Below are 25,187 nucleotides of genomic sequence, written 5' to 3'. Positions count from 1 at the left end.
AATTTGGCCGCTGTTTTCTGTAAAAACCGACAAGGAATTTCTGGAAATTTCCTCTTTCTATTCATTCTTGAATATGCTATACTCAAAAATGAATAGAGCGGCAGCAACCAGCCAGTTTTGTGGAAAGCAGGTGAAAAGTTTGGCGCAGAACACAAATTTTTCAGGCATTTTCGATGAAGATATCAACCTCAAAGGGCTTTTTGATATTTTGAACCCGGAGAATAACCTGGTGCTGGCGGACGACATGATGCTCTCCGACGCCAAAGGCACCATCCTGCGGGTCAGCGAGACCTACGAGCGGAATTTCGGCTTTGCCCACAACTCCATCGTGGGCAAGTCCGCCTTCGACCTGGAGGCCGACGGCACCTTCACCCCCTGCATCACGGCGGAGGTGATCCGCCAGAAGCGCAAGATCACCGCCACCCAGACCATCAACCACACCCACCGCAACGTCATGACCGTGGGCATCCCCCTGTTCGACGACAACGGGGAGCTGAAATACGCCGTGTGCTTCAACACCGTGTCCATGGAGCAGATCAACACCATTCAGCGCAACTACCGCCATTTGCAGGACTCTCTGCAGCAGTACTCCCAGGAGATCGCGGAGCTGCGGACCCGGGCCACCTCCACCACCCTGGTATTCAAGAGCCACTCCATGCAGCGGCTGTGGACGCTGATCCAGAATACCGCCAACACCAAGGCCAACATCCTCATCACCGGTGAGACCGGCGTGGGCAAGAGCGCTGTGGCCAAGGCCATCCACGCCATGAGCAACCGCTCGGAGGGACCCTTCATTGAGGTCAACTGCGCGGTGCTCCACGAGAACCTCATTGAGTCGGAGCTCTTCGGCTATGAAAAGGGCGCCTTCACCGGCGCCGCCTCCGGCGGCAAGATCGGCAAAATCGAGCTGGCCAACCACGGCACGCTGTTTCTCGACGAGATCGGCGAACTGCCGCCCCACATCCAGTCCAAACTCCTGCAGCTGATTCAGGAGAAGACCATTGAGCGCCTCTCCGGAACCCGGAAGATCGAGTTGGATTTCCGTCTGATCGTGGCCACCAACCGCAATCTGGAGGAGGAGGTCCAGCGGGGACTGTTCCGCTCCGACCTCTTCTACCGGCTCAATGTCATCCGCATCCACATCCCGCCCCTGCGGCAGCGCAAGGAGGACATCTTCCCCCTGGCCCACCAGTTCCTGGCCCGGTTCTGCGGGGAGTACGGGAAGAACCTCACCTTCAGTCCCCGCTTTCTGAACTTCCTGGAGCGCTATGAGTGGCCCGGCAACGTGCGCCAGCTGGAAAACCTCATCGAGCGGCTGGTCATCATCGTCCAGGATCCCATCATCGACGTGACCGCCCTGCCCCAGGAGTACACCGGCCAGGAGGAGCCCCTGCCCGCCGTTTTGCCGGAGCGGTCCGGCACGCTGGCGGAGCGGATGGACGCCTATGAGCGCCAGATCATCCGGGAGTCCTACCGCCGCTGCGGCACCACCGTAGCCGTGGCAAGGGACCTGGGCATCTCCCAGGCCACCGCCGCCCGGAAGATCGCCAAGTATGTCAGCGCCGCAGAGCGAGGAGGCGTCTCATGAGCCTGGTCACGCTGAAAGCGGAGCTGCGGCAGGAGCTGAAGCTGACGCCGCAGCTGCTCCAGTCCATGGAGATTTTGCAGATGAACTCCCAGGAGCTGCTGGAGTACCTGGGCAAAATCAGTGAGGAGAACCCCCTGGTGGAACAGGAGGATGCCCCGTCCCTGCGCAGCGCCTACGAGGAACTGCGCCAGAAGGCCAGCTGGATCGACGGCGGCCTCCACGGCGGCACCTTTGTCCACGAGGACACAGCTGCCCCGGAGCGGGGCGCCCTGGACCGGGAGACGGAGAGTCTTTCCGCCTTTCTCCGGGACCAGCTGGACCGGCGGCGGCTTCCCAAGCCCCTGCTGGCTCTGTGCCGGTATCTGGCGGAGCTGGTGGACGAGGACGGATATCTGGCCCAGGAGGACCTGGACGGACTGGAGAACATGAAGGTGCCCCGCCCTCTGCTGGACGAGGCCCTGGCCACCATCCAGAGTCTGGACCCGGCGGGCGTGGGCGCCCGGAACCTGTCGGAGTGCCTGCTGCTGCAGCTGTCCCGGCAGAAGCATCCCTCCCCGGCGGTCATGGACATCGTGGCCCGGTTCCTGCCGGAGCTGGGCCGGAGGCACTACGGGCCCATTGCCCGGGAGCTGGGCCTGACTACGGCGGAGATCCAGGCAGCGGAAAAGACCATCGCCGCCCTGGAACCCCACCCCGGCCGGGCCTTCCAGCCGGCAGAGCCCACAGTGTACGTCCGGCCGGACGTGTTCATCGTGGAGCTGGACGGGGAACTCCAGGTGGTGCTGAACGAGTACTATCTGCCCCGGGTCACCATCAGCGACTACTATGCCCGGCTCTTGAAGGAATCCGACGAAAAGGAGACCCGGGCTTACTTACAGCAGAAGATGCAGCAGGCCAAGTGGCTGCTCAACAGTCTGGAGCGGCGGGGCGGCACCCTGCGCCGCTGCGCCGAGGCCATCCTGGAGGCCCAGCGCCCCTTCTTCTCCGGAAAGACCGGCGAGCTGGCCCCCATGAGCCTGCTGACCCTGGCGGAGCAGCTGGAGGTCCACCCCTCCACCGTATCCCGGGCAGTCCGGGGCAAGTACCTCCAGTGCCGCCAGGGAACCTATCCCCTGCGCTACTTCTTCAGCCATGCCGTGGGTCAGGCCGGCCCCTCTCAGCAGGCGGTAAAGCGGCGGATGCTGGAGCTGGTGCGCCAGGAGGACCCCGCCCATCCCCTCAGCGACCAGACGCTGGTGGAGCTGCTGTCCGGGGAGGGCGTCCGTCTGGCCCGGCGGACCGTAGCCAAGTACCGCATGGAGCTGGGTCTCCCCTCCTCCACCGGCCGCCGGCACCGGAGTTAGCGCACCCGTGGCGGCCGCATTGACAGGGGCCGCCGCCACGGGTATAATGAGGGCCATACAGGTACCTCTTACGGTATGGAGGGATGTTTATGAGGCAGTGCATGGACGCGGAGAACCTGCACCGCAGGCTGAAGAAGATCATCGGGCAGGTCCAGGCCATCGACCGGATGGTGGACGAGGACGTGCCCTGCGAGGATATCCTGGCCCAGATCAACGCGGCCAAGTCCGCCCTTCACGGCTGCGGCAAGGTGGTGCTGGAGGGGCATATCAAGCACTGCGTCCGGGACGGCATCCAGCACGGCGACGCCGATAAGACCATCGAGAGCTTCACCAAGGCGGTGGAGCGGTTCTCCAATATGGGATAAGTGCAAAAAGCAGCCGGGACCGGCTGCTTTTTCCCTTGACAGAATATACCCCCATGGGTATAATTTACCCATACCCCCTACGGTATGGAAGAGAGGCTGTTTTATGAACGCACGGATGGAACGACTGGAGCATCTGCTGGAGCTGGGCGGGATCAAAAAGGACGTGACGCTGCTGGTTCTCTCGGGGGCGGCGGTGCTGGCCAGCCTGCTGGACTTCCGGCCCCTCCCCTTCGACATGGCCTGGGCGGCCATCGTGCTGTGCGGTGTGCCCATCATTCTGGAAGCCCTCATCGGCCTGGTCACCGCCTTCGATATCAAGGCAGACGTGCTGGTGTCCCTGGCGCTGATCGCGTCGGTGTGCATCGGAGAGTACTTCGCCGCCGGCGAGGTGGCCTTCATCATGCAGCTGGGCGCCCTGCTGGAAGAGCTGACCGTAGCCAAGGCCCGGGCCGGCATCGAAAAGCTGGTGCACCTGACACCCCGGACCGCCCGGCGTCTGACGGCGGAGGGCGAGGAGATCGTGGCGGCGGAGGCGGTCCGGGTGGGCGAGCATCTGCGGGTGCTGCCGGGAGAGACGGTGCCGGTGGACGGGGTCATCCTCTCCGGCCAGACCTCCGTCAACCAGGCGGTCATGACCGGCGAGTCCCTGCCGGTGGACAAGGGGCCGGGGGACGCCGTGTCCTCCGGCACGGTGAACCAGTTCGGCGCCTTTGAGATGGAGGCCACGCGGGTGGGCGAGGACAGCTCCATCCAGCGGATGATCCGTCTGGTCCAGTCCGCCGACGCGGGCAAGGCAAAGATCGTGGGGCTGGCGGACCGGTGGGCCACCTGGATCGTGGTGGTCGCCCTCAGCGCCGCCGCGCTGACCTGGCTCATCACCGGCGAGATCATCCGGGCAGTCACCATCCTGGTGGTGTTCTGCCCCTGTGCTCTGGTGCTGGCCACCCCCACCGCCATCATGGCGGCCATCGGCAACGCCACCCGCCACGGCTTCCTGGTCCGCCAGGGCGACGCCCTGGAGCGGCTGGCCCAGGTGCAGGTGGTCACCTTTGACAAAACCGGCACCCTGACCTGCGGCACGCCCCAGGTGGTAGAGGCCGGCAGCGTCCTCCCGGGCCTGGACGAGCGGAGCCTCCGGCGTCTGGCGGCGGCGGCCGAGCAGCTGTCCGAGCACCCCCTGGGCAAGGCCATCGTCAGCGGCTGGAAACAGGCGGAGGGCGGCGGCCTCCCCGCCGCCGGGAACTTCCGCATGATCCCCGGCCGGGGCGTGGCTGCGGAGGTGGAGGGCCGGTCCGTCCTGGCGGGCAGCCCGGAACTGCTGGAGGAGCAGGGCGTGGCCTTCTGCCCGCCGCCGGAGGCGGAGGCGGCTCTGGACCGGGGCTGCACTGTCACCTATCTGGCGGTGGACGGGGCCTTCGCCGGCTTTCTGGCCCTGGCGGACACCCTCCGGCCCGAGAGCGCGGACATGGTGGCCCGCCTCTCCTCCCTGGGCGTCCGGCCGGTGCTGCTGACCGGCGACCACGAAAGCGCCGCCCGGACCATCGCCGCGGCGCTGAACATCCGGGAGGTCCGCTCCGGCTGTCTGCCGGAGGACAAGCTGAACTACATCGACGCCTGCCAGCGCTCCGGCGAGCCCGTGTGCATGATGGGCGACGGCATCAACGACGCCCCGGCGCTGAAGCGTGCCCAGGTGGGCATCGCCATGGGCGGCGTCGGCAGCGACATCGCCGTGGACGCGGCGGACATCGCCCTGGTGGACGACGAGGTGAAGGAGCTGCCCCATCTGCTGGCCCTGTCCCGGCGGATGATGACCACCATTAAGCTGAACATGACCTTTTCCATGGCGCTGAACTTCCTGGCCATCACCCTGGCCATCACCGGCATCTTAAACCCCGTAGTGGGCGCCCTGGTCCACAACGCCGGGTCTGTGCTGGTGATCTCCAACTCGGCCCTGCTGCTGAGCTGGCGGCGGCGATAATTCCCAGGAAATCCCCAGGAACGAAAAGTCCTTGACGGAGCCGTTAAGATTTTGTAAAATAACATGGTGATCTGCAACAGGCCGGACTCTGGAATACGAGGCCGGCCTGTTCAGCGCCATAAAAAATTCTGCAAGAGAAAGGAATTGGGTATCGTGGAAGAAAACAAATTTCGACCCTATATCCCCGCGGACAAGGTCATGCCCGAATTCACGGTGGTCTCCATCGTACTGGGCGCTATCCTGGCCATTGTCTTTGGCGGTGCCAACGCCTACCTGGGCCTCCGGGTGGGCATGACGGTGTCCGCCTCCATCCCCGCGGCGGTCATCTCCATGGGCGTCATCCGCAAGATCCTGCGGCGGGATTCCATTCTGGAGAACAACATGGTCCAGACCATCGGCTCCGCCGGTGAGTCCGTGGCCGCCGGCGCCATCTTCACCCTGCCGGCCCTGTTCATGTGGGCCAAGGATGGCCTGTGCGACGTGCCCTCCCTGGTGGAGATCGGCCTGATCGCCCTGTGCGGCGGCGTGCTGGGCGTGCTCATGATGATCCCTCTGCGCAGCGCTCTGATCGTCAAGGAGCACGGCGTGCTGGCCTATCCCGAGGGCCAGGCCTGCGCCGAGGTGCTCATCGCCGGCGAGGAGGGCGGCGCCAAGGCGTCCACCGTGTTCTCAGGTCTTGGCATCGCGGCGCTGTACAAGTTCATTGCCGACGGACTGAAGGTGTTCCCCAGCGAGATCACCTACGACGTGCCCGGCTACAAGGGCGCCGGCATCGGCATCGACGTGCTGCCGGCCCTGGCCGGCGTGGGCTACATCTGCGGCGTGAAGGTGTCCTCTTACCTGTTCGCCGGCGGCGTGCTGGGCTGGTTCGTGATCCTGCCCCTGATGGCCCTGTTCGGCGGCGACACCATCATGTTCCCTGTCACGGACATGACCATCAGTGAGCTGATTGCCAAGAAGGGTGTCTCCGCCCTGTGGAGCAACTACCTGCGCTACATCGGCGCCGGCGCCGTGGCCTGCGGCGGCGTGCTGAGCCTCATCAAGTCCCTGCCCCTGATCATCCGCACCTTCCGTGACGCCATGGGCGACTACGGTAAGGGCCGCACCGCCGGCACCCTGCGCACCGAGCAGGATATGCCCATGACGGTGGTGCTGCTGGGCGTGCTGATCGTGGCCGTGGTGCTGTGGCTGGTGCCCGCCATCCCCCTGAACCTGTTCACCGCCCTGATCGTCATTGTCTTCGGCTTCTTCTTCGCCACCGTCTCCTCCCGCATGGTGGGCCTGATCGGCTCGTCCAACAACCCCGTCTCCGGTATGGCCATCGCCACGCTGCTGATCTCCACCCTGCTGCTCAAGGCCACCGGCACTGACGGCATCGAGGGCATGACCGCCGCCATCGTCATCGGCGGCGTGATCTGCGTGGTGGCCGCCATCGCCGGCGACACCTCCCAGGACCTCAAGACCGGTTTCCTGGTGGGCGCCACGCCCCGCAAGCAGCAGATCGGCGAGCTGATCGGCGTGGCGGTCTCCGCCGTGGCCATCGGCGCCATTTTGTATCTGCTGAGCATGGCCTGGGGCGGCTACGGCTCCAACGACCTGCCCGCTCCCCAGGCGATCTTGATGAAGATGATCGTCGAGGGCGTCATGGGCGGCAACCTGCCCTGGAACCTGGTGCTCTCCGGCGTGTTCATCGCCATCGTGGTGGAGGTGCTGGGCATCCCCGTGCTGCCCTTCGCCATCGGCCTTTACCTGCCCATCTATCTGTCCGTGCCCATGATGCTGGGCGGTCTGCTGCGCTGGTTCCTGGAAAAGCGCAAGTACAGCAGCGACAAGGTCAAGGACAACGTGGTCCAGTCCGGCGTGCTCTACTCCTCCGGCCTGATCGCCGGCGAGGGCATCGTGGGCATTTTGCTGGCGGTTCTCGCCATCATCCCCATCGGTGTAGACGAAAAGGGCGCCACCCTCTACGTCAGCAACGCCATCGACTTCAGCGAAAAGTTCAGCATCGGCCAGATTGGCGGCCTCATCTGCTTCGCCGTCATCCTGCTGACCATCTTCCTCTTTGCCACCAAGGAGCAGAAGAAGGCAAACTAACGATTGCATTCCCAAAAGCCGGGCTGTATACTTTGGTATGCAGCCCGGCTTGGGCTATTACCCGCAAGGAGCAGCGATATGGCAAAAAACAAACAAGACAACTATCTGGACCTGGTCCCGGTGAAAAATCCCCGCAACGGCTGGGATGCGGACGCGGACGGCTCTGTCACCATCCACATGGTCCACCGGGGCTTCTACGCCGCCATCGCCCAGAAGTTCTTCCACACCCCCCGGGTCAGCCACATCCGGCTGGACGCGTACGGCAGCTTCCTGTGGAAGGAGATCGACGGGACAAAGAGCGTGGGCGACCTGGCCCAGGGGATGAAGGCGCAGTTCGGCGCGCAGGCGGAGCCGCTGTACGACCGGCTGGTGAAGTATATGCAGATCCTGCGCAACAACCGCTTCATCCTCTTCCGGGGAAGGGACAAGGTGGCGCCGTGAGCACTGGACAGATGATCCTGGGTATCCTGGGCTTCGCCCTGGTGACGGCGATCCTGTACGTGTGGGGCCTGCGCCGGAGCATGACCCAGAGCGCCGACCTGGAGCGGATCCTGCTGAGCAAAAGCGCCGGAAAAGTGGTACACTATCTGAAGGGACACGACCAGATCGATCTTGCCCAGATGGCCCAGCTGTGCGCCGGCGTGAAGGCGGGGCAGTTCTGGTCCCGGCGGCGGGTGGCGGTGCAGGACTCCAGGGCCTTCGCCCCCCGGCTGGCCCGCTACATGGTGGACCAGCAGCTGCTGGAGGAGCTCTCCGGCGGCCGCTACCGGCTCAAGCCGTGATATCAGCGATCTTTCAACGAGAGGAGTTTTCAGCTATGAGCGTTTTGGAGCATTTGGAACCCCGCAGCGTGTTCCGGTTTTTCGAGGAGATGTGCGCCATTCCCCACGGGTCCCGGAACACCAAGGCCATCAGCGACTGGTGCGTGGCCTTTGCCAAAGAGCGGGGCCTGGAGTATCATCAGGACGAGAGCAACAACGTCATCATCATCAAGGAGGCCACCCCGGGCTATGAGGCCGCCAAACCGGTGATCCTCCAGGGGCACCTGGACATGGTGTGCGAAAAGGAGGCCGGCTGCGGCAAGGATATGAGCCGTGAGGGCCTGGATCTGGCCGTGGATGGCGACTACGTCTACGCCAAGGGCACCACGCTGGGCGGCGACGACGGCATCGCCGTGGCCATGGCCCTGGCCATTCTGGACGCCGACGACATCCCCCATCCCCGGCTGGAGGCGGTGTTCACCGTGGACGAGGAGATCGGCCTGCTGGGCGCCACCGCCATGGACGTAACGCCGCTGAAGGGCCGCACCATGCTCAATCTGGACTCCGAGGCGGAGGGCATCTTTACCGTCAGCTGTGCCGGCGGCAACACCACCGCCTGCATCCTGCCGGTGACCCGGACCCCCTTTGACGGCTCCGCCGTAACCGTGAAGGTGGAGGGCCTCACCGGCGGCCACTCCGGCGCAGAGATCGACAAGGGACGGGCCAACGCCAACATGCTGCTGGGCCGGGTGCTGCGTGCCATGGCCCGGGAGACACAGCTGCGGGTGGTCAGCGTCAGCGGCGGCCTCAAGGACAACGCCATTCCCGTGGCGGCGCAGGCGCAGCTTGTGGTCTGTGATCCCGCCGCCGCTGAAAAGGCCGCCGGAGAGATGGAGGCCGTCTTCCAAAACGAGTACCGCACCACCGACGCGGCCCTGACCGTGACGGTGGAGATGTCCGCCGCCGGGGCCGTCCCCATGGACCAGGCCTCCACCGGCAAGGTGTTGTGCCTGCTCAGCTGCCTGCCCAACGGCATCCAGGCCATGAGCGCCGAGATCCCCGGTCTGGTGCAGACCTCGCTGAATCTGGGCATTTTGGTCACGGAGGGAAACGAGGTCCGGGCCTCCTTCAGCGTCCGCAGCAGCGTGGACTCCCAGAAGCAGATGCTCAAGGACCGTCTGGCCTGCCTGACCGAGCAGCTGGGCGGTCATGTGGAGTTCTCCGGCGAGTACACCGGCTGGCAGTATCAGGAGCACTCCCCCCTGCGGGACCTGATGGTGGAGGTCTTTACAGAGCAGTACGGCAAGCCTCCCAAGGTGGAGGCCATCCACGCCGGACTGGAGTGCGGCCTTTTTGCCGGCAAGCTGCCGGGGCTGGACTGCGTGTCCATCGGCCCCGATCTGCTGGAGATCCACACTCCCCGGGAGAAGATGAGCGTCTCCTCCGTGCAGCGGGTATGGGCCTTCCTGCTGGAGGTCCTCAAGCGCTCCAGATGATCCCATCCCAACAGGCCGTCCTCCGGGCGGCGCACAGCAAGAAAGGCACGACGCATGTCGTGCCTTTCTTGCTGTTTTTTTATCCGGCGGCAAGCTGCCGGACGATTTTCGAAAGCACAGCGGCCCATCCGGCGTCAGGCGGGCCGCCTTGCACCCTCCTGCCGTCCGGAAGAATGCCCTTCAGGGAGCGGTCCGCTCCGCCGTCCGCCTCGTCAGCAGCAGGCCGCTGGTAATGGCGGTCAGCGGAGCCACCGTCACCAGGCCGAAGGACCCCACCACCGTGTGGACGATCTCCGCCGCCACATACTTATAATTCAGGATAAACTCCACCGGCGTCCCCTGGGCCATAAAGACCATCAAAAGCGCCACATAGCTGCCGGAATAGGCCAACAGCAGCGTGGTCGTCGTGGATCCGCAGGCCGCCCGTCCCACGGCAAAGCCGGAGGCGATGGCCTCTCTGGGGCCGATATCCGGCCGCTTTTCCACCACTTCATGCACGGCGGAGCAGATATCCACCGACAGATCCATCACCGCACCGGAGGACCCCAGGAAAATGGAGGCCATGAAGATCAGGGTGAGGTCCAGGTTCTGATACCCGGCATAGAGCAGGCTCTCGCTGGACTCCATCACAGCGCCATGGATGCGGAACAGGTCCGTAAAGATCACACCCAGCACCGCTGTGACGGCGATGGCCAGCGCCGCGCCGGAGACAGCCGCCAGACACCGGCGGTCAAAGCCGTAGATCAGGCTGAGAATCAGCGCCGTCAGGACCAGTACCAGCCCCAGCGCCACCCAGACGGGGTTCCAGCCCCGCAGCAGGCAGGGCACCAGCACCTTCCACATCAGCAAAATGGTATCCACGAAGGACAAGATGGCCCGCAGACCGGTTCCTCCGGCAAACAGCACCAGCAGCAGCAAAAAGGCGCCCGCCAGCAGTGCCTCCTTGTCCAGCCGGTAATGGTCCGTCATGGAGACCACGGAGATGGCGCCGCCGCTGTGGCTGACCGTCACAAAGGCGATATCGCCGGGAGAAAACAGCTTGTCCTGGGCCAGGGAGCCGTTGAGCCGGTTCACCGCTTCCACGGTCTGTCCCCGGAACCGGCCGCCCAGCAGCGTCACTGTGCACCGCTGCTCTCCGGTGCGGATCAGACCGGTGTCCACGATGTCGCTTTCATCGGTGGCCAGCACCTCTGCCCGGACCCGGTCGGCGTTCTGATAGGTCAGATTTCCCTCAAAGCCCGTGGGCAGCACCAGCAGCACCGCCAGCAGGAGCAGAGCGGCCAGCACAGGTCCGTGGGTCTTTCTGGAAAATCGGAATACAGGGATCTTCATACTGCCTCCTGAAACAGCGGCACAGGGAGCGGCTGCGCCGCCCCCTGCTTCCGCGGAAGATACGGGTCTTACCGGACCTTGAGCATATTGGCCAGCTTGGTATAGATGGCGGTGTTGTCATAATAGCCGCCGAAGCTCTCCGCTCCGGTGCCCTCAGCGAATACCGCCACAGGCAGTCCGGTGTGAGAATAGCTGGTAAAATCAATGCCGGACTTGTTGTTCAGAATGTGGGTGACCGTGACGGAGAAGGGGTTATAGGTGCCATAGAGCACGTACTGCTCCTGGGTGTAGGCGTCGGAATCGTAGTCGCTCATGGCCAGCGCGTAGGCATCCTTCAGCCGCTGGACCTCATAGGCGGTCAGCACCAGCCGGTCGTTGGCGCTGCCCTTGAGCTTCAGGCCGAACAGCTCCTCCACATCCTTCATCGCGTCCGCAAAGGAGGTCTTTTCCGCCTTGTACCGAGCCACATACTGCTCGTCGAACTGGGCGTAGGAGATCTTCTGGCTGGTCAGATTGGTGAGATAGGTGTCGTAGTCCGTACCGGCATAGCCGATGGTCAGTCCGCCGGTCTCATGGTCGCCCGTCACCAGGATCAGGGTATCCCGGGAATGCTTTTTGGCAAAGTCCACAGCCACCTGCACCGCGTCGGCCAGCGCCAGGGTGTCGCTGACGGTGGAGCCGGCGTCATTGGCGTGGCAGGCCCAGTCGATCTTGCCGCCCTCGCACATCATGAAGAAGCCCTTGTCGTTGTCCAGGACCTCAATGCCCTTTTCCACATAATCGGCCAGAGCCCACTCGCCCTCCACGCGGTCCAATTCGTAGTCCATGGCGTCGTCGTCGGCAAGATGCTCGTCAATGAGAATGACCTTTTCATCCTGCGCGGTAACCTTGGCCGCATCGGCCTGGGTGGTCGTCACCTTGTATCCGGCCTCCGCAGCCAGCTCATACAGATCCCTCTGGGTGCCGTCGTTGCCGGTGGGCTTTTTCAGGGCGCCGCCGGCAAAATACTCAAAGCCGGACTCCACCATCTCCACGCCGATCTCATAGTAATTGTTGCGGCTGGCCTGGTGGGCATAGAACGCAGCGGGCGTGGCGTGGTTGAGGTTGACGGAGGAAATGACGCCCACCTTCCAGCCCTTCTGCTCATGGAGCTTTTCGGCGATGGTCTCATAGGTCTTTGTACCGGTTTCATCTGTGTTGATCATGCCGGAATAGGTCTTGTAGCCGGTGGCGATGGAGGTTGCGGTAGAGGCGGAATCCGGCGCAAAGCTGCAGGAATCGTAGGTGACGGCGGAGCCGGCCACTTCAAAGTCCATGAAGTTCAGCGCCTGAGGGCCGTTCAGCTTGGCGCCCTGACGGTCCTTCACGCTGGGCAGGGCATTGGTATAGTCAGGATCCGCCACAGCGCCCAAATAGTCCGCCGCGGCCTGGAACTGAGGATAGCTCATGCCGTCGCCGATAAACAAAAACACATATTTGGGTGCGCGCCCCGTCCACTGGGAATCATTTTGCACAGAGGCAGCCGCAAGGGTGCCGTCCAGCGATGCAGCCATCGGCTCTGCCTGTGCGCCGGGCTGCTGAGCGGCTGCGCCGCAGGCGGCCAGTCCCAGTACAGTGGCTCCGGCCAGCAGGCCCGCAAGAAGTCGTCTCATCATGGGGAGTTCCTCTCTTTTCTCAAAATATCGTGATCTCCGGGATCGCGCTCAGTATAAGCCAGGGCTGTGTAAAGCCGCTACCGCGGCCATGCAAAGAGTTGGTAAAATATCATCCCCCTGTCCGGCGCCGCCGGGCAGGGGGATGATACAAAGGCCGCCGGCGCCGGGCCGTCACGCCTGCACGGAGGGCTGGATCTTCCGGCGCAGATAGCCCTCCCGGACGCCGTAGTGGCTGACGGTGATGTCCTCCACGCCGTAGCGCTCCGCCAGGAACCGCAGCACCATGACCCCGGGGACCAGGGTGTGGATGCGCTCGGGCTCACAGCGCAGGATCAGATCCGCCGTGTCCTTTCCCGTCCCCCGCAGCTGCCTGTCCAGAGCCTCCAGCTGGGAGCGGGTAAAGGTCCGGCTGTCCTCCGGCAGACCGAAGAGCCTGCGGCAAAGGCGCAGGGAGGCACGGGCCGTTCCCCCCACACAGACCAGGTGTGCCCGCTGCGGGAAGTCCCGGAGGTCGTCGCCTTCAAAGGCGGTCCGGACGGCCGCCTCGATCCGCCGCCGGGATTCCTTGCCCGGCAGGATCTTTTTCACGCACTCCCGGTAGAGCTTCAGGGATCCCACCGGCACGCTTGCGGCCTTTCGGACCTGTCCGCCGCCAAAGAGCACCAGCTCCGCGCTGGCGCCGCCCACGTCCGCAAACAGTCCGTCGGCGATCCGGATATCACAGGTGGCCCCCTGGAAGCCGTATTCCGCCTCGGCCTCCCCGGAGAGTACCTCCACCGGGATACCCGTGGCGCGGAAGATCTGCTCCACCGCCTGGGCGGTGTTGGAGATATTGCGCAGCGACGCCGTGGCAAAGACCGCCAGATTCCCGATCTGAAGCAGGTCCAGGGTCTGACGGAACTCCCGGAGGCTCTGGCAGGCACACTCGATGCCATCCCCGCTCAGCCGCCCGTGCTCCACGTATCCGGCAAGGCCCGCCATGATCTTCTCCCGGAACAGGATCTTAAATGCCGTCTGGTCCACGTCGTAGACCGTCAGCCGGATGCTGTTGGAGCCCATATCGATCAGTGCGTACTTCATTCCCGATTCCTCCGTTTCGCAGCTTTTATCAAGATATTCCCGCCTTTGCGCGAAACCATTCACCAAAGGAGCGGGGGCGTCTGCGCGGTGCCGGGGCGGCCTGCTGGGGCTCCGGCTGCTCGGCTGCGCGCTCATATGCCTGCCGGTAAAAATACTCCTGGGCATTGAGCGCATCCTCCTGGGCGTGCAGGCGCACGTATTCCCCCGTGGGGCGCAGCTCCCGGGCCTGCTGGTTGTCCCGCAGCATGGTCTGAAACATCTCATTGACACGGCGGCGCAGGTCCCCGTCCAGGATCGGAGCCGCTACCTCCACCCGCCGCAGGGTGTTGCGGGTCATGAAATCGGCGGAGGCCAAATACGCCGTCTGCCGCTCCTCCGGGCCGAAGAGGTAGATCCGGGAGTGCTCCAGGAAGCGCCCCACGATGCTGATGACCCGGATATGGTCCGTGAGCCCAGGGATGCCGGGCAGCAGGCAGCAGATACCCCGGACGATCAGGTCGATCTGCACGCCGGCCCGGGACGCCTCGATCAGCCGGTCGATGATGGCCTTGTCGGTCAGGGAGTTGATCTTGACGCCGATATAGGCCCGCTGGCCCCGCCGGGCGAAGTCGGCCTCCCGGTCGATCAGCTCCAGCACCCGGTTTTGCAGGCACCGGGGCGCCACCAGCAGCTGACGGGAGGACTCCACCGTCTCCCCCTTGGCCAGGGCCTGGAACACCATGGCCGCCTCCAGCCCGATATCCGGGTCCGCCGTCATCAAAGAGAGGTCCGTGTACATCCGGGCGGTCTTTTCGTTGTAGTTGCCGGTGCCTACCTGGGTGAAATACTCGGTATGCCCCTTTTCCCGGCGAGTCACCAGGCACAGCTTGCTGTGGACCTTATAGCCCTCCAGACCGTAGATGACCTGGCAGCCCGCCTCTTCCAAACGGCGGGACCACTCGATGTTGTTCTCCTCATCAAAGCGGGCCTTCAGCTCCACCAGCACCAGCACGTTCTTCCCGTTTTCCGCGGCCTCGATCAGCGCCTCCACCACCTTGCTGCGCCGGGCCACCCGGTACAGCGTCATCTTGATGGACACTACGGCCGGGTCCCCGGCCGCCTCCTGCAAAAAGTCCAGGAAGGGCTTCATGCTCTCGTAGGGATAGGAGAGCAGCTTGTCCTTCTCCCGGATCTGGGCAAAGATCGGGCGGTCGGCGCGGAACTGAGGCGAGCGCTGGGGAAAGCGCTTTTCAAAAAACAGCTCCGGCCGCTGGCGCAGGGTGTCCTGGATCTGGGAGAGGAAGCTCAGCTCCAGGGGCGAACGGCAGCGGAACACCGCCTCGGGCTTGACCTCCGTATAGGCGCACAGTGTCTTGACGATGTCCCCGTCCAGCTCCCGGGACAGCTCCAGCCGCACGGGAGCCAGCCGCCGCCGGCGCTTGATGAGCTTGGCCATGAACTCCCGGTAGTCCAATCCCTCGTCGTAAAGCGTGTCGGCGTCGATGTCCGCGTTCCGGGTCATCCGGAGCAGGGACTTCGCCACCACCCGGTTCCCTCCGAACACCTTGGGCAGGAAGTGGAGGATCAGCTCCTCGGACAGCATATAGGCCCCCGGGCGGCCCGGGACAGAGATCAGCCGGGGGATCACGCCGGTGCCGCAGGGAATGATGCCCAGCTTCTCCTTCCCGCTCTTCCCCACCAGAACGCCCACGGCATAGATCTCCCGGTTCTGCAGAAAGGGGAAGGGCTGCCGCCGGGTCACCAGGGTGGGAGAGAGCAGCGGCGCGATCTCTGCGTCGAAATACCGCTCCAGCTCCCGGCTCTCCTGCCCCTCCAGCTTTTTGAAATTCACCAGCCGGACGCCGCAGTCCTCCAGGCGGCTCATCAGCGTGGCATAGACCGCGTCCTTGCGCCGGTTCAGCCGGGCCACGTCCTTCAAGACCGCCCGGATCTGCTCCTCTGCGGTCATGTGGGTCTTGCTGTCCCGCAGGTTTTTGGACAGCAGCATCCGGTCTGCCAGAGAGCCCACCCGCACCATGAAGAACTCATCCAGATTGTTCTGATAGATGGACGCGAAGCTCAGCCGCTCGCACAGCGGCACGCTCTCGCTCTCCGCCTCCTCCAAAACCCGCTCGTTAAATTTCAGCCAGGACAGCTCCCGGTTCCAATATGCATTCATCCCGCACCCACGCCTTCCCGTTCGACACGTTTCTTTTCAGTCTTTTTAGTATAGGAAAGCTGGAGAAAATCCGACACCGCGTTTGTGAAAAAGCTATGTGAAATCTCAGTAAAATGTTCCGGTGCCGGAAATGCCTGACAGTTTACGGTTTTTTTACCGTTTTTTCAGTGGCAGAGGCGGCGGATTTCGGGTATAATCAGAAAAACACCATCCACCGGCGGCAGGCGCCCCGCCCCGATATCGTCCCCGGGGGCCGGCCCAGGCGGCATCGTCTTAGGAGGAGCACATGGAACATACACTTGACTTCAACCAAAAGCGCGGCTTTATCTGCGATATGGACGGCGTGATCTATCACGGCAATCAGGTCCTGCCCGGCGTGGCGGAATTCATCCGGTGGCTCCACGAGGAGCACAAGGAGTTCCTCTTTCTCACCAACAACAGCGGCTACACGCCCCGGGAGCTGCAGCAGAAGCTGGCCCGCCTGGGTCTGGACGTCTCTGAGGAGCACTTTTACACCAGCGCCCTGGCCACCGCGGCCTTTTTGAAGGAGCAGGCCCCCGGCTGCTCCGCCTTCGTCATCGGCGAGGCGGGCCTTCTCAACGCCCTCTACGACGCGGGCATCACCATGAACGACGTGAACCCGGATTATGTGGTGGTGGGCGAGGGCCGGTCCTACTCTCTGGACTCCCTGACCAAGGCCACCAACCTGGTCCTGGCCGGCGCCAAGCTGATCGGCGCCAACTCCGACGTCTCCGGTCCCATTGAGCACGGCATCGCCCCGGCGTGCCGGGCCCTGGTGGCCCCCATTGAAATGGCCACCGGCACCCAGGCCTACTTCTGCGGAAAGCCCAACCCCCTGATGATGCGGACGGGTCTGCGGATGCTGAACTGTCACTCCGCGGACGCCGTCATGGTGGGCGACCGGATGGACACGGACGTGATCTCCGGGCTGGAGAGCGGCATGTCCACCGTTCTGGTGCTCTCCGGCGTATCCACCAGAGACACCCTGAAAACCTACGCCTACCGGCCCACCGCCGTTTTGAACGGCGTGGGCGACATTGTGGAGCTGGCCCGCGCCGCCTCCCGGTGACGCTCATTAACGCGGCAAAAAAAGACGGCGGACACATGGGTGTCCGCCGTCGCAGAGTGTCGAAAAATTTTTCGCCGCTCTGCGCAAGTTTTTTGATCCTTTCAAAAGGTTCAAAAAACTTATGATTAAAAACAAAAGACACCCCTCCTGGGTTTCTTTCGTAACTATCTTCCTTCCCGGCGCGCAAGAATTGCGCCTTTTCCGGCAGGCTGAAACGGCGGACACCCATGTGTCCGCCGTCTCTTTTTCCGTTTCTTCCGTCCGGAGGCGCGCTCACTGAAACAGCGCGTTGAATTCATCCACGATCTGGTCGCAGTCCTCGTGGACCACCATCATCACGTAATTCCCGTTGGACACCACCCGGCTGGAGTTGGTCCACAGCTCCGTGGGTCCGGGGTACCAGGCGCCGGTCTCCGCCATATAATCGATGCGTCCCTGCAGGATCCCCTTCACGGTGTCCACGTCCGCCGCATCCGTCACTTCCACCAGACAGAATTCGCCGTTGTTCATGCTGAGCATCGTCCCCATGATCAGGCATTGCTTGGCAGCGACGCCGCTCATGCCGGGGTAATAGGCGTCCAGGACCTCTCCGGTGAATTCCTCCAGCGTCTGGAAGGTGTGCTTTGCCGTGGTATCCTGATAAAACGCGGACAGGTCCACGCTCTCATCCGCCGGTTTCTCCGCAGGCTTCTCGGCAGGGTCATCCGCCGCCTCCGCGGGCTCGTCCGCCGGCTGCTCCTCCGCCGTCCAGCGGCACCAGACCACGCAGGTGCGGCTCTCCGAGCCGCTGGTGACGGTGATGACCGCCTTGCCGGGCGATACCGCGGTGACGGTTCCGTCGCCGCCGACGGCTGCCACCTTGGGATCGCTGCTGGTATACGTGCAGGCCCCATCCGCCCCGGCGGCGGTAAGGCGGTAGCTGCTGCCGGCCTGGAACAGCGTGAAATCCGTTCTGCTGAGCGTCATACCGCTCTCCTCCGGCGCAGAGGGAGGCGCCTCTTCCGCGGCGGCCTCCTCCCCGTCGGCCGGATCCTCCCCGGCTTCTTCGGGTTCCTGGGGAGGTGTTTCGGGCTGCTGGTCATTCTCTTCTGCAATGGGCTGCTCCGCCTGCACGGAATTATCCGGGGCGTCTCCGTTCTCAGTTCCGCCGCAGCCCGCCAGGGCCAGCAGCAGCGTCAGCGCCGCCAGCAGCGCCGGCAGCTTTTTCAGGTAGGGTTTGGTCATAGACTGCGTTCTCCTTTTTTCGGGCCGTCTGCCCGTTTACCGCCTTAGACGCAGCGGCAGGGAAAAAGGTTCCTGCCGCGAAGCGCTATTTCACGGTCTGGATCTCCCGCAGCATGATGCTGCCGGAGGGCTGGTCAAAGGTCAGCGTGATCTGGGTGATCCGACCCAGATCCACGCCGGAAAACGCCGCCGTATCCAGCCGCAGCGTGCCCAGCGGCGTAAACGTGCTGTACTGGAGCAGGTCCTCCCGCCCCGCCACCGGGATCCGTTCCACAGTCCCCTCCTGCCAGGCAAGAGCCGGCGTGCCCGCCTCCGCTTTCACAGAGGCCTCCCGCCCTCCCGCGTCCCGCAGCGTCACCGTCAGGCTCTGGTCGGTCCGGCGGTTGCGCTGGTCTCCGCTGTCCTGAGCCAGATCCATCTGCAGATAGGCCGCCTGACGCAGATCTGCCGATACCGGAATCCGCACGGAAGCAGCGGCGCTGTCCCAGCTCAAGCGGGTCAGATCATAGCGCAGGAAAGATCCCGGGATGCGGAACGCCTCCGCCGTGTGATCCAGCGTGCTGCACGCATTCTCCGCCTCTGCCGCAACGCCGCTGGTTTCAAGTGCTCTTACGGAATCCCCGGACGCCTGGTAGAGCACCGTCCCACCGGCATCCACCCGGAGCATGACCGGGAAGTCTCCGTACATCCCCTCCAGAGTGGGCTCCGCCTCCAGCGGGGTTTTTCCCGTCTCCAGAACAGACTCCAGAAAATCCAGCACATAGGCGCCAAAAAACGCCTGCTGCCTCTCCGGCTCCATCACCAGCGGCAGCGTCTCCCGATCTGCAAAGGGATCCGGGCGCACCAGAGCGGTGCTGAATCCGCCGTGGTTGCCGTTTTTCAAGTAGATCAGATCCGTGCCGCTGCTCCGCTGCGGCGCATGCTCCAGCTGGTCGAAAAGGGTGCCGCCGTCCAGACTGGTCACGTCTCCGTCATACTGGGGAATGATGATCCCCACAGGCACATCCGCCAGCTCGCAGGACAGCGGGCTCACCAGCGCCGGAGCTGCCGACACAAGTCCCTGAACACCAAGGCCCTCCGCGCGGGCGGCCACCTCAAAGATATCATAGCCCGCCCGGGAATGGCCCACCAGGATCACCCGGTCCAGATCGCCCTTGTTCTTCAGATCGCAGGGAAAAATCCCCGTCTCCCCCTCAATGGCGCGCCGGAGAAGATCGCTCTGCTGCTCCACCACCTGTACCGTGCGCTCACAGCCCATGGGCTCTCCGTTTTCAAAGGAGTAATTGATGCCCACGTTCATGGACAGCGCCAGATATCCCGCGTCCGCCAGCTGGTCCACCAGATAGGAAAACCCAAGGTCATAGCGGTTTTCCGCCGCCGAACGAATGGGGTGAGCGCCGTGGAGGAGGATCACCACCGGACGGTCCTCCCCCTCCGGCACACCGATCACGCCCTGCATCCGGTAAGGGATCTCCCGCTTTCCTTGTGTCAGCACTCCCTCCCCCAGGTCGTAGCAGTACACATTGTCCCGGGGCTCATCGGTGACGACGACCGCCGTGTTGGTCGCGCCGTCCCAGTCCGCGGCGACACCCTCTACATAGTCAAACAGCTCAGCCGACACATAGGTGACTCCGTCCAGCACCACCGCCGCGGGGTCTGTCCAGAGTCGGGCTCCTTTCAGCGTCAGGTCTCCGGTGGCGGGGTCCAGCAGATACTCCCCGGAACCCTCCGCGGAAAAAACCGCGCCTCGGGCCCGGGCATCCCAGTCCACGGCATATCCGGCCTGCTCCAGGATGTTCCGCAGCGGCAGCAGGACGCCCCCCTCCAGATAGCGGGGCAGGGCCCCCTCCTCCACGGCCCGGCCATCCACCAGGAGACGGGTGGGATAGGCGGACAGGTCCGGCAGGGGGTCCAGGGCCGGTTCCAGAGCCTGGGCTGCCGAGCCCAGCATGCATATCGCTGCGGCGCACGACAGCAAACGACGGACTTTTTTCATAGTGCACCTCCTGTAGGTTTTGATAATAAGACGGAGAATCCCCCTGAAAAGTTCCCGGCATACAACAGTCCCCCGGAGCCCCTTAAAGGCTCCGGGGGACTGTGCTTATACGGCAGTGTTTGCAAAGCGGCCGGAAGGGCAATCAAAGCCCGGTCTGCTGGCGGATATACGATCTTGCCATTTTGGCAAAATGGAGCGCGCTCGGAGACGGCAGGTACTGCTCTGCCTCTACCAGCATCCAGCCCTCATAGTTGTGCTTGGCAAGGATCTCAAACACCGTCTGGAAGTCCACGGCCCCGTCATCGCCGGGCACAGTGAAGATCCCGAGCTTGACGGCATTGTTGAAGTCGATGCCGAACTCACGAACGACCTGAAGGACAAGCGGACGGATGTTCTTCAGATGGACATACTTGATGCGGTCAGCAAAATGATCATAGAACTCCGGAATGTTCACGCCGCAGAAGCACAGGTGCCCTGTGTCCGCCAGCAGATTCACATACTCCGGATCCGTCATGTCGCACAGCTTCTGCGTCTCATCAAACGTCTCGACGCAGGTGCCCGTATGCACATGATAGACGAGGGTGAGGCCGTTGTCCTTGCAGAAGCGCCCAGCCATGTTCAGTCCGTCGGTGAAGAGCTTCCACTCCTCTTCATTCAGCTTCTGAACGCCTTTCGCCGCACGGTACTCTCTGGGATCCCAGCAGGAGGAACCCGTTCCCTCTGCGGCGATCACGTACTTTGCGCCCATGTCCAGGAAGAATTTTGCCTTCTCCTTCAGCCCTTCAAAATATTCATCGCGCAGCTCCTTGCAGGCGAACATGGTGTCGCACCAGCCGGAGGTCAGTTCCAGGCCCCGCTTGTCAAATTCAGGCTTCAGGACCTTCGCGTCGCGGGGGAATTTCCGGCTGTTTTCGATCCCCGCGTATCCCGCTTCCGCCGCCTGGTCGATGATATCATAAAATGAGTATCCATCTCCCAGCAGGGGATCTGTCATATCATCGTTGCACCAGTTGATGGGGTGCACACCAATCCGTACGTTTTTCATCTGGACCATTACAAGCTCTCCTCATTCCTGCAAGCAGGCACGCACAAAATCCGTCACCTTTTTAATGTAGATCTTTTCGTCCTGCTCACCTTCATACTCAATAGACAAGGTACCATCATATCCGCTCTGCGTCAATACCTCCAGGATCAGCGGCAGATCATACACCGTGTCGTGTCCGTCCTCCGCCACCTGATTGACCTTCAGGTGGACATGCTTTTTCACCAGATGCGTGGTGGCGCGGATGCCGTCGATCCCATCCACATAATTGCCTGTATCCAGCAGCAGGCTCAAATTATCCCGCTTCACCTCATCAAACAGGCGCAGCACGTCTTTGGACGCAGAGAGGAACCCGCCGTGGTTGTGGTTCTCAATCACAATGGAGAGGCCCATGTCCTTTCCGTAATCACACAGCTCCTGCACACATTCCACCATTTCCGCCCATGCGGTCTCCGGCTTTTGAACGGCGGGCCCTTTTTTGTGGATCTCCGGGTCCGGTCCGCCCATCCAACCGGCAAACAGACGGAAATTAGGGCTGCCCAGTGCCTTACCAATCGGCATCCATTCCTTTGCCCGGTCAATCTGCGCCCGGTTCTGCTGGGCGGTCGGATATCCAAAGCTGCAGTCGAACGCGATGTTGCACACTTTCAGGTTCTTTTTGTCAAAGTATGCCTTGAGTTCGGCCACATAGGCGGGGTCCGTAGAGGCAAAGTGCTTGTCCTCCACCTCAATGTATGTAACGCCAAGCAAAGGTCTGGCAAGCGGGCGGCTGGTGGCGACGGACTCCACCCACGTGAAGGCAAACGCGTCCCCGGCCTCGGAGCACCTGGTGGAGGCGGTGCAGAAGCCGGGGGCGTATTGGGAGCGGCTGGACGCGTATGAGGAAGAAGCGCTGGAGGAACTGGACCGGAGGACCCAGGCGGGAAAGACGGGCAGGAAACGGAGGCAGAAGGGACGGAGCAGGCAGGTCAAAAGCCCTCTTCGGTACGACCGGAAATGGGCCAGCCGCACGGATCCGGAGTCGGGGCACTTGAACCGTCCCGGAAAGCCAAAGGGGCCCCATTATCTGTCTCATCAGACGGTGGACTGCGATCACGGCATCATCCTGGATGTGGCGGTGACCTCCGGGGAAGTGAACGACGCGGTGCCATATCTGAGGCAGATCGAGCATATCCATCGGGAGATCCTCCCCGTCCGGGCGGCCGTGGCGGATGCGGCCTACGATCTTCCGCTGTTCCACCGGGTGCTGCGGGACCACGGCATCCGCTTTTATGTCCGGCCCATGCCCCGCTCCGCGGCGGCCCTGGGCGGAGCTCCCGGGTCTCCCTTTCTCTACGATGAGGAGAACGATCTCTATACCTGTCCCGGCGGAAAGGCGCTGCGGCTGCGGAACCTCAACCGCAGCGTGGGCGGACTGCACTGGGTGTATTTCGCGGACAGGAGCGACTGCGCCGCCTGTCCCTTGAAAGAGCAATGCGTGGGAAAGGGACGGGCCAAACGCCTGGAACGCAGCTACTTCTGGAGAGAGATCCGGGAGGATCTGAGGGAGTTGGACAGCCCGACGTACCAGAGGGCCTTGCGCAAGCGGCAGATCTGGAGCGAGGGGACTTTTGCAGCACAGAAGTGGGGGCACAGGTTGGGGCGGCTCCTGCGGCGAGGACGAGAGGCAGCGGAAGACCACTGCCTCTTGTCAGCGACCGCATTGAACCTGAAGCGGATGATCAAATGGACCGTGTGACGCCGTGAGGCGTCTTTTTTGCTATCACTGCCTGCTTCCGTTGCTCTGGGGGATCTACTTTGTCAACAGGTCGAAAATTTACGGGACAGTAAACAATATGAGCTACCCTCTTATTCCACCCCCGCAATTGCCGCGGCCTCATTCTGCCGCTCCTTCGCAGCCTCCAGGTCGTCGAAATCCCCCAGCGCCCGCAGATCCACATGGGAGGCGTCCACCCCCGCCCCCGGATTCGACTCCTGCTGGGCCAGGGTGATGGGGTAGTTCCCCTCCAGTTGCCCCCGAATGCTCTCAGAGCGCAGGCGGCACACCTCCAGCAGCGTGTCCACCGCCAGCAGATGATCCTCATAGGAGCAGAAGGCGGTGGGATCGACCTCCACATAGGGAGCGATCATGACCTGTGCCTGCCGGATGACTGCCTCATACCGGCCGCTCTCGAAATACTCCGAGAGCAGTTGGCCGAAATAGGCGTGGTACCGGGCAAAATAGTCTCTGTTTTTCATCAGATTGTGATACAGAGGCCGCTCCAGCATGACCTCCCCCCGGGCGGGGGTGTTCACCGGCCAGTTGATCAGCACGTCAGGGTCCCGGACGGGATTGGTCATGCCCAGGGCATAGGTGCCGAAGGCTAAGTTGTAATCCCAGGGCAGGATGGAGAGTACCCCGTCCTCCTCGTAGAGGAAGTAGTTGTGGCCGGTATGGCCCAGGTAACTGTCCCAGTTCATCACAAAGACCTGCACTGTAAAGTATCGCAGCACCTCGTTCACGTTGACCGCCGTCTCCAGATTTTCGCCGGTAGACAGCACCCGCAGGGCCTGGATCAGCCGCTCCCGGTCCGCCCCGTCCGTGTCAAACTTGGCGTTGTCAAAGATGTTGGGGTAGCGGTCTGGGTCATCGCCAATGTACCGCAGGGCCACGTCGGCGTTCTCCGCGTTCAGGGAGCGGTAGTCCGGCTTATAGAGCGCTCCGTGATCCGGGCCGAAATTCCGCCGGGCAAAGGCCTCCTCCGGCTCCTCGATGGCCAGAAACAGCCCCCAAGGCTGACCGTTCACCGTCACCCAGGCGTAGCTACACAAGGGCGCCGGTACCTCCATATAGTCCATCATGTCGTAGACCAGGTACGTTTTGAGATAACTGTTGTCCTGAAAGGAGGCGTCCAGGGAGAACTTGTCCAGGCCATGGTAGTTGCCCCCGTCCACATAGTGGTCGAATTCCAGCTTCAGACTGTACCGGGACAGGCCGTACTCCTCCGTCAGCCGGAGGGAGTTGTTCCCCTTGGCCCGCAGGCCCACCTGGTAAAACTCCTCCCCGTCGATGACCGCGGTGCAGGGGATATACTCCTCCGCCGGGGCGTTTTCGAGGAAAGCCGCCCAGTCCTCCACCCGCAGGTCCACGGTGTGGACCCGGCCATCGTCAAAGAGGCGGGAGGCGTACCCGGGCGCGGCGCTGGCGGGCCGGAGGCCCAGAGCCTCCCCGAAGCAGAGCAGACCGGTGAGGACCAGGGCCAATAGGATGACCCCGCCGCAGATAAGATCGATATGCCGGTGGCGGATCATGGCCTCACCCCATGTAGTCCCCGTTGTAGGAGACCAGCACCACGTTACCCACGCCCTCCATGGCCCCCAGCTCATTGACGAACTCCGTGTCGGCATCCCGCAGGCGCACCTCGTAGTTCAGCTCGATCTGGCCCGGGGCCACGCTCTTGCTCTTCAGATTCAGCCGCCGCACCCGGGCCTCCACCAGGGCGCGCACCTGCCCCTCCACATCCTGGTCGGCGCAGTGGACCACCAGGATGTAGGGGGACTCCCCGTTCTTCTGTCGGGAGAACACCAGCAGCACCACCCCCACAAATAGGCTGCCCACCACCGCCAGGGGGATCAGCCCCGCCGCCAGCACGATGCCCGCCGCGATAGCCCAGAACAGGAAGGCGATATCCATGGGCTCCTTGATGGCGGTGCGGAAGCGGACGATGGACAGGGCGCCCACCATGCCCAGGGAGAGGACGATGTTGCTGGTCACCGCCAGGATCAGCAGGGTGGTGATGAGGGTGAGGGCGATGAGGGTCACCCCGAAGCTGGGGGCGTACATGACCCCGGCGTAGCATTTTTTATAGACCAGGAAGATGAACAGGCCCAGGCAGAAGGCCAGCGCCAGGGCGATGGCGGCGTCCGGCAGGGAGACCGCGTCCAGCCGCTCCAGAAAGCTGGATTTGAAGATGTCCTGAAAGGTGAACGTGGGCATGGCAGCCAC

At 63.1% G+C, this 25,187-nt stretch carries 20 protein-coding genes; 10 read left to right on the top strand and 10 right to left on the bottom strand.

All coding sequences use genetic code 11. The annotated features are described in order from the left end of the window. Positions 1–208: 208 nt before the first annotated feature. From KFE19_11670 to KFE19_11635, 8 genes are all read left to right on the top strand, one after another. Positions 209–1,588, top strand: coding sequence for a sigma 54-interacting transcriptional regulator (locus KFE19_11670; GenBank protein ID QUO37044.1), 1,380 nt, complete (start codon positions 209–211; stop codon positions 1,586–1,588). Continuing rightward, positions 1,585–2,931 carry an RNA polymerase factor sigma-54 gene (rpoN, locus tag KFE19_11665; GenBank protein QUO37043.1) on the top strand — a complete coding sequence of 449 codons (1,347 nt, stop codon included), beginning with the start codon at positions 1,585–1,587 and terminating at the stop codon, positions 2,929–2,931. The genes KFE19_11670 and rpoN overlap by 4 nt, the downstream gene beginning before the upstream one ends. An 89-nt stretch (positions 2,932–3,020) precedes the next feature. After that, the gene (locus KFE19_11660) at positions 3,021–3,296 is read left to right on the top strand and encodes a metal-sensing transcriptional repressor (GenBank protein QUO37042.1); all 276 of its coding nucleotides are present in this window, start codon (positions 3,021–3,023) and stop codon (positions 3,294–3,296) included. A 103-nt stretch (positions 3,297–3,399) separates the two neighbouring features. Beyond that, positions 3,400–5,274: a cation-translocating P-type ATPase gene (locus tag KFE19_11655; GenBank protein QUO37041.1), complete on the top strand. Its 1,875-nt coding sequence runs from the start codon at positions 3,400–3,402 to the stop codon at positions 5,272–5,274. Positions 5,275–5,427: 153 nt separating this feature from the next. Further along, positions 5,428–7,368 carry an oligopeptide transporter, OPT family gene (locus KFE19_11650; GenBank protein ID QUO37040.1) on the top strand — a complete coding sequence of 647 codons (1,941 nt, stop codon included), beginning with the start codon at positions 5,428–5,430 and terminating at the stop codon, positions 7,366–7,368. 78 nt (positions 7,369–7,446) lie between these two features. Beyond that, positions 7,447–7,809, top strand: a complete 363-nt coding sequence (locus tag KFE19_11645; GenBank protein ID QUO37039.1) for a PqqD family protein — start codon at positions 7,447–7,449, stop codon at positions 7,807–7,809. After that, a complete protein-coding gene (locus KFE19_11640; GenBank protein ID QUO37038.1) occupies positions 7,806–8,150 on the top strand; it encodes a hypothetical protein in 345 nt (114 codons plus the stop codon). Before KFE19_11645 ends, KFE19_11640 begins: the two co-directional genes overlap by 4 nt. A 35-nt stretch (positions 8,151–8,185) precedes the next feature. After that, the gene (locus tag KFE19_11635) at positions 8,186–9,625 is read left to right on the top strand and encodes an aminoacyl-histidine dipeptidase (protein QUO37037.1); all 1,440 of its coding nucleotides are present in this window, start codon (positions 8,186–8,188) and stop codon (positions 9,623–9,625) included. 180 nt (positions 9,626–9,805) lie between these two features. Here KFE19_11635 and KFE19_11630 read toward each other — a convergent pair whose 3' ends face one another. From KFE19_11630 to ppk1, 4 genes are all read right to left on the bottom strand, one after another. Beyond that, positions 9,806–10,957 carry a YibE/F family protein gene (locus tag KFE19_11630; protein QUO37036.1) on the bottom strand — a complete coding sequence of 384 codons (1,152 nt, stop codon included), beginning with the start codon at positions 10,955–10,957 and terminating at the stop codon, positions 9,806–9,808. A gap of 68 nt (positions 10,958–11,025) precedes the next feature. Then, the gene (locus KFE19_11625; protein ID QUO39615.1) at positions 11,026–12,609 is read right to left on the bottom strand and encodes an alkaline phosphatase; all 1,584 of its coding nucleotides are present in this window, start codon (positions 12,607–12,609) and stop codon (positions 11,026–11,028) included. Between the two features lie 174 nt (positions 12,610–12,783). Further along, entirely contained in the window at positions 12,784–13,692 is a 909-nt protein-coding gene (locus KFE19_11620; protein ID QUO37035.1) for a hypothetical protein, read from the bottom strand. Positions 13,693–13,720: 28 nt separating this feature from the next. After that, positions 13,721–15,850 carry a polyphosphate kinase 1 gene (ppk1, locus tag KFE19_11615; protein QUO37034.1) on the bottom strand — a complete coding sequence of 710 codons (2,130 nt, stop codon included), beginning with the start codon at positions 15,848–15,850 and terminating at the stop codon, positions 13,721–13,723. Between the two features lie 334 nt (positions 15,851–16,184). On the opposite strand from ppk1, the gene KFE19_11610 reads away from it, so the two are divergent. Further along, the gene (locus tag KFE19_11610; GenBank protein QUO39614.1) at positions 16,185–16,940 is read left to right on the top strand and encodes an HAD family hydrolase; all 756 of its coding nucleotides are present in this window, start codon (positions 16,185–16,187) and stop codon (positions 16,938–16,940) included. 273 nt (positions 16,941–17,213) lie between these two features. Here the strand turns inward: KFE19_11610 and KFE19_11605 are convergent, their stop codons facing one another. From KFE19_11605 to KFE19_11590, 4 genes are all read right to left on the bottom strand, one after another. Then, positions 17,214–18,164, bottom strand: coding sequence for an Ig-like domain-containing protein (locus KFE19_11605; GenBank protein QUO37033.1), 951 nt, complete (start codon positions 18,162–18,164; stop codon positions 17,214–17,216). An 85-nt stretch (positions 18,165–18,249) separates the two neighbouring features. After that, complete coding sequence (locus KFE19_11600; protein ID QUO37032.1) at positions 18,250–20,160, bottom strand: copper amine oxidase N-terminal domain-containing protein; 1,911 nt, start codon at positions 20,158–20,160, stop codon at positions 18,250–18,252. Between the two features lie 142 nt (positions 20,161–20,302). Next, positions 20,303–21,214, bottom strand: a complete 912-nt coding sequence (gene iolE / locus KFE19_11595; protein ID QUO37031.1) for a myo-inosose-2 dehydratase — start codon at positions 21,212–21,214, stop codon at positions 20,303–20,305. Between the two features lie 12 nt (positions 21,215–21,226). Beyond that, on the bottom strand, positions 21,227–21,952 hold the full coding sequence (locus KFE19_11590) for a sugar phosphate isomerase/epimerase (GenBank protein ID QUO37030.1): 726 nt from the start codon (positions 21,950–21,952) through the stop codon (positions 21,227–21,229). Here KFE19_11590 and KFE19_11585 point away from each other — a divergent pair. After that, positions 21,933–22,940 (top strand): transposase, encoded by a 1,008-nt coding sequence (locus KFE19_11585; protein ID QUO37029.1) that lies wholly within the window; start codon positions 21,933–21,935, stop codon positions 22,938–22,940. The genes KFE19_11590 and KFE19_11585 overlap by 20 nt on opposite strands. Positions 22,941–23,050: 110 nt before the next feature. On the opposite strand, the gene KFE19_11580 is transcribed toward KFE19_11585, so the two are convergent. Beyond that, positions 23,051–24,493, bottom strand: a complete 1,443-nt coding sequence (locus KFE19_11580) for a CotH kinase family protein (protein ID QUO37028.1) — start codon at positions 24,491–24,493, stop codon at positions 23,051–23,053. Positions 24,494–24,497: 4 nt separating this feature from the next. After that, positions 24,498–25,178 carry a DUF4956 domain-containing protein gene (locus KFE19_11575; GenBank protein QUO37027.1) on the bottom strand — a complete coding sequence of 227 codons (681 nt, stop codon included), beginning with the start codon at positions 25,176–25,178 and terminating at the stop codon, positions 24,498–24,500. Positions 25,179–25,187 lie beyond the last annotated feature (9 nt).

Source organism: Dysosmobacter sp. Marseille-Q4140 (assembly GCA_018228705.1).
GTDB lineage: Bacteria > Bacillota > Clostridia > Oscillospirales > Oscillospiraceae > Oscillibacter.
This window is presented reverse-complemented; position numbering and strand designations above follow the sequence as displayed.

Coding starts and splice junctions, on each gene's coding strand:
- KFE19_11630 (QUO37036.1), bottom strand. CDS start 10,957: ATGAAGATCCCTGTATTCCGATTTTCCAGAAAGACCCACGGACCTGTG.
- KFE19_11605 (QUO37033.1), bottom strand. CDS start 18,164: ATGACCAAACCCTACCTGAAAAAGCTGCCGGCGCTGCTGGCGGCGCTG.
- KFE19_11620 (QUO37035.1), bottom strand. CDS start 13,692: ATGAAGTACGCACTGATCGATATGGGCTCCAACAGCATCCGGCTGACG.
- KFE19_11635 (QUO37037.1), top strand. CDS start 8,186: ATGAGCGTTTTGGAGCATTTGGAACCCCGCAGCGTGTTCCGGTTTTTC.
- ppk1 (QUO37034.1), bottom strand. CDS start 15,850: ATGAATGCATATTGGAACCGGGAGCTGTCCTGGCTGAAATTTAACGAG.
- KFE19_11585 (QUO37029.1), top strand. CDS start 21,933: ATGTATGTAACGCCAAGCAAAGGTCTGGCAAGCGGGCGGCTGGTGGCG.
- KFE19_11625 (QUO39615.1), bottom strand. CDS start 12,609: ATGAGACGACTTCTTGCGGGCCTGCTGGCCGGAGCCACTGTACTGGGA.
- KFE19_11645 (QUO37039.1), top strand. CDS start 7,447: ATGGCAAAAAACAAACAAGACAACTATCTGGACCTGGTCCCGGTGAAA.
- KFE19_11660 (QUO37042.1), top strand. CDS start 3,021: ATGAGGCAGTGCATGGACGCGGAGAACCTGCACCGCAGGCTGAAGAAG.
- KFE19_11575 (QUO37027.1), bottom strand. CDS start 25,178: ATGCCCACGTTCACCTTTCAGGACATCTTCAAATCCAGCTTTCTGGAG.
- KFE19_11600 (QUO37032.1), bottom strand. CDS start 20,160: ATGAAAAAAGTCCGTCGTTTGCTGTCGTGCGCCGCAGCGATATGCATG.
- iolE (QUO37031.1), bottom strand. CDS start 21,214: ATGGTCCAGATGAAAAACGTACGGATTGGTGTGCACCCCATCAACTGG.
- KFE19_11580 (QUO37028.1), bottom strand. CDS start 24,493: ATGATCCGCCACCGGCATATCGATCTTATCTGCGGCGGGGTCATCCTA.
- KFE19_11610 (QUO39614.1), top strand. CDS start 16,185: ATGGACGGCGTGATCTATCACGGCAATCAGGTCCTGCCCGGCGTGGCG.
- KFE19_11655 (QUO37041.1), top strand. CDS start 3,400: ATGAACGCACGGATGGAACGACTGGAGCATCTGCTGGAGCTGGGCGGG.
- rpoN (QUO37043.1), top strand. CDS start 1,585: ATGAGCCTGGTCACGCTGAAAGCGGAGCTGCGGCAGGAGCTGAAGCTG.